Origin of the sequence: Rhodococcus xishaensis (assembly GCF_004011825.1) — a bacterium.
Taxonomy (GTDB): Bacteria; Actinomycetota; Actinomycetes; order Mycobacteriales; family Mycobacteriaceae; genus Prescottella; species Prescottella xishaensis.
This window is the reverse complement of sequence record NZ_RKLO01000011.1, coordinates 1-4,212: the sequence shown is the minus strand read 5'-3', so window position 1 is coordinate 4,212 and position 4,212 is coordinate 1. Positions and strand designations below refer to the sequence as shown.

General features: G+C 67.8%; 1 protein-coding gene. It reads right to left on the bottom strand.

Going from position 1 to position 4,212, the window contains the following annotated elements; genetic code table 11:
- The coding region (locus EGT50_RS16865; RefSeq protein ID WP_127955813.1) for a non-ribosomal peptide synthetase at nt 1-4,212 on the bottom strand (4,212 nt) is incomplete at both ends.

Sequence of the window (4,212 nt, the reverse complement as noted above, 5' to 3'; positions counted from 1 at the left end):
GACCCACCGTCACCGAAGACACCGCGAACTCGACACAACCACCCACACCCGACCGCACCGCAGGCCGCGGCCGATCCGTCGGCAACGCCAACACATCCGGCAACCCCGCCAACACACCCGCCCAATACGCGATCTGCCGACCGGCCAGCGATTCGGGATCGTCCTCCGACCCGAGCACCTCCCGCTGCCAGAGTGTGTAGTCCGCGTACTGCACCTCGAGCGGTGCCCACCCCGGCTCGTGCCCGGCGAGCCGGGCCGTGTACGCCACCACCACGTCCCGGGCCAACGGCGCCGTCGAGAACCCGTCGGCGCAAATATGGTGCACGACCATCGCCAACACGTGCTCGGACTCGCAGACCCGAAACAGTTGCACCCGCACCGGCACCTCGGCTGTCACGTCGAACCCGAGACCGACCAGCTCCGCGATTCGGTGATACGCCTCCTCCGCGGTCACCGGGACCGGTGTCAGATCCACCGGCACCTGTGAGACCGGCACCACCAGCTGCGACGGACCCTGCTCCGAATCCGGGAACACCGTCCGCAACGCCTCGTGCCGGACGAGCACATCGGCCACCGCCGCATCCAACGCCGCCACATCCAGCGCACCCGACAACCGAATCGCCAACGGAACGTTGTATACCGCCGACTCCGGATCCAGCTGGTTCAGGAACCACATCCGCTGCTGCGCCAACGACAACGGCACCCGCGAAGGCCGCTCACCGGCCACCAACGTCACACGCCCACCCTCGCCGGCACACCGCTCGACCCGCACCGCCAACGCCTCCACCGTCGACGCCTCGAAGATCACCCGCACCGACACCCGCGCATCCAGCGCCGCACCCAGCCGGGCCATCACGCGGGTCGCGGCCAGCGAGTTCCCGCCGAGGGCGAAGAAGTCGTCGTCGAGTCCGACCCGGTCGATGCCGAGGACGTCGGCGAACACGGCGGCCACGACCTGCTGGACCGGGGTTGTCGGCGCCCGGAACTCGCGGGTGTTCCACCGCGGCGGCGGCAACGCCGTCCGGTCCACCTTCTCGCTCATGGTCAACGGGAACGCGTCGACGACCATCAGCACCGTGGGAACCATGTACGTGGGTAGCGATCGCCGGAGGGCCTCACGCACCGCCTCGGTGTCCACCAAGCGGCCGCTGTCGGGCACCACATACCCGACGAGTTGCCGGCCTAGGTCGTTCTCGTGTACCACCGCCACGGCCTGTGAGATCGCATCCTGGGTCACCAGCGCCGCCTCGATCTCCCCCAACTCGATCCGCAGACCCCGCACCTTCACCTGAAAATCGGTACGCCCCAAGAACTCCAACTGACCCGATGTATTCCACCGCACCAGATCCCCGGTGCGATACAACCGCGCACCCGGAGCACCGAACGGATCCGCCACGAACCGCTCCGCCGTCAGATCCGGCCGGCCCTGATACCCGCGGGCGATCTGCTCCCCACCGAGATACAACTCCCCCGCCACCCCGACCGGGACCGGCTGCAGCCGGGCGTCGAGCACGTACCCGTTGGTGTTCCATAACGGGGTACCGATCGGCACGGTGCGCACGTCCCGGTCGTCGCACCGATAGGACGTCGCCGTGACCGCGACCTCGGTCGGCCCATACATGTTCTCCAGGCGTGCATCCGACTTCGCCGCCAGACGCCCGAACAGCTCCACCGGCAACTCCTCGCCACCGACATACACCAACCGCACCGAATCCGGGATCCGCACCTCGGGATCGGCCAGCACCGTCCCGAGCATCGACGGCGCGAACACCGCCGCGGTCACACCCTCGGCCGCGATCAACGACAGCAGGTATTCCGGATCACGGTGCCCCTCCGGCCGAGCGATCACCAGCCGGGCACCGATGGCTAGCGGCAGGAATAGCTCCAACACCGACGGATCGAACGTGATCGGAGTCTTCTGCACCACCGCATCGGAGTCGGTGAAGGCGTATTCGGAGATCATCCACGACAACTGGTTGACGATCGCCCGGTGACTGACCGCCACCCCCTTCGGACGCCCCGTCGACCCCGACGTGAACAGCACGTACGCCACATTGTCCGGCCGCACCGGCCCGAGCAACTCGGACTCGGCCACCGGCGCCGACGAATACCCCGACACATCCACCGCATCGATGTTCACCACCGGATGCCCGGACGCGGCCAATCCGTCCTCCGACGTCGACAACACACACACCGGTGTCGCGGTGTCGAGCACATGATCGTTGCGTTCACGGGGCTGGTCCGGGTCGATCGGCACATACCCGCCGCCGGCCCGCAGCACCGCATAGATCCCGACCATCATCTCCACCGACCGGCGCATCCCGACCGCCACCAACGACTCCGGGCCCACCCCGACACCGATCAACAACCGCGCCACCCGGTTCACCCGCGCATCGAACTGCGCATACGTCAACGACTCACCGTCGAACACCACCGCCGGCGCATCCGGAGTCCGCGCCACCTGATCGGCGAACTCATCGAGCAACAACACTCCCGGCACCACACGACGGGTGTCATTCCACTCCGACACCATCCGGCGCCGCTCGACATCACCGAGAACCGACACATCCCCTACCGCAACCGCAGGATCATCGAGAACTGCCTCGAGCACCCGCACGAACCGCTCCGCGACCCCCAGCACCGTTCCGGGATCGAAGATGTCCGCCGCATACACCAGCGACCCCTCATACCCGCCGTCGGCCGCCTCACCGAGCGACATCGACAGATCGAACGGAACCGCCACCCGATCCACCTGAACCGGCGCGATCGTCAACCCCGGCAACTCCACCTGCGACCCGGTGTAATTCTGGAACGCCAACATCACCTGAAACAGCGGCGAGAACGACTGCGACCGTGTCGGATTCAACTTCTCCACCAACCGCTCGAACGGCACATCCGCATGCGCGAACGCCTCGAGATCCCTCTCACGCACCCGATCGACCAACTCCGTGAACGACAGGCCAGGATCACACTCGACCCGCAACACCAGTGTGTTCACGAACATCCCCACCAGATCATCGAGTGCCGCCTCACCCCGACCCGCGACCGCCGACCCCACCGCGATATCGGTGCCACCACTGAGCTTCGACAACACCACCGCAAGCGCCGCATGCACCACCATGAACGGGGTCACCCCCCGCTCCCGCGCCCACGACCGCACCCGACCCACCGTCACCGAAGACACCGCGAACTCGACACAACCACCCACACCCGAGCGCACCGCCGGCCGCGGCCGGTCCGTCGGCAACGCCAACACATCCGGCAACCCCGCCAACGCCCCCTTCCAGTAGTCGATCTGCTGGCCGGCCAGCGATTCCGGATCGTCCTCCGACCCGAGCACCTCCCGCTGCCACAACGTGTAATCCGCGTACTGCACCTCGAGCGGCGCCCACCCCGGCTCGTGCCCGGTGAGCCGGGCCGTGTACGCGACCACCACGTCCCGAGCCAACGGCGCCGTCGAGAACCCGTCGGCGCAAATATGGTGCACGACCATGGCCAACACGTGCTCGGACTCGCAGACCCGGAACAACCGCACCCGCAGCGGCACCTCGGCGGTCACATCGAACCCGAGACTCATCAAGGCTGCGATCTGCTCATCCGCCTCCTGCGCCGTCACCGGGACCGGTGTCAGATCCACCGGCACCTGTGAGACCGGCACCATCACCTGCGACGGACCCTGCTCCGAATCCGGGAACACCGTCCGCAACGCCTCGTGCCGGCCCAACACATCGGCCACCGCCACATCCAGCGCCTCCACATCCAGCGCACCCGACAACCGGATTGCCACCGGAATGTTGTACGCCGCCGACTCCGGATCCAGCTGGTTCAGGAACCACATCCGCTGCTGCGCCAACGACAACGGCACCCGCGAAGGCCGCTCACCGGCCACCAACACCGGGCGCCCACCCTCACCGACATGCCGCTCGACCCGCACCGCCAACGCCTCCACCGTCGACGCCTCGAAGATCACCCGCACCGACACCCGCGCATCCAGCGCCGCACCCAGCCGGGCCATCACGCGGGTCGCGGCCAGCGAGTTCCCGCCGAGGGCGAAGAAGTCGTCGTCGAGTCCGACCCGGTCGACACCGAGGACGTCCGCGAACACGGCGGCCACGACCTGCTGGACCGGGGTCGTCGGCGCCCGGAACTCGCGGGTGTTCCACCGCGGCGGCGGCAACGCCTTCCGGTCCACCTTCTCGCTGGCGGTCACCG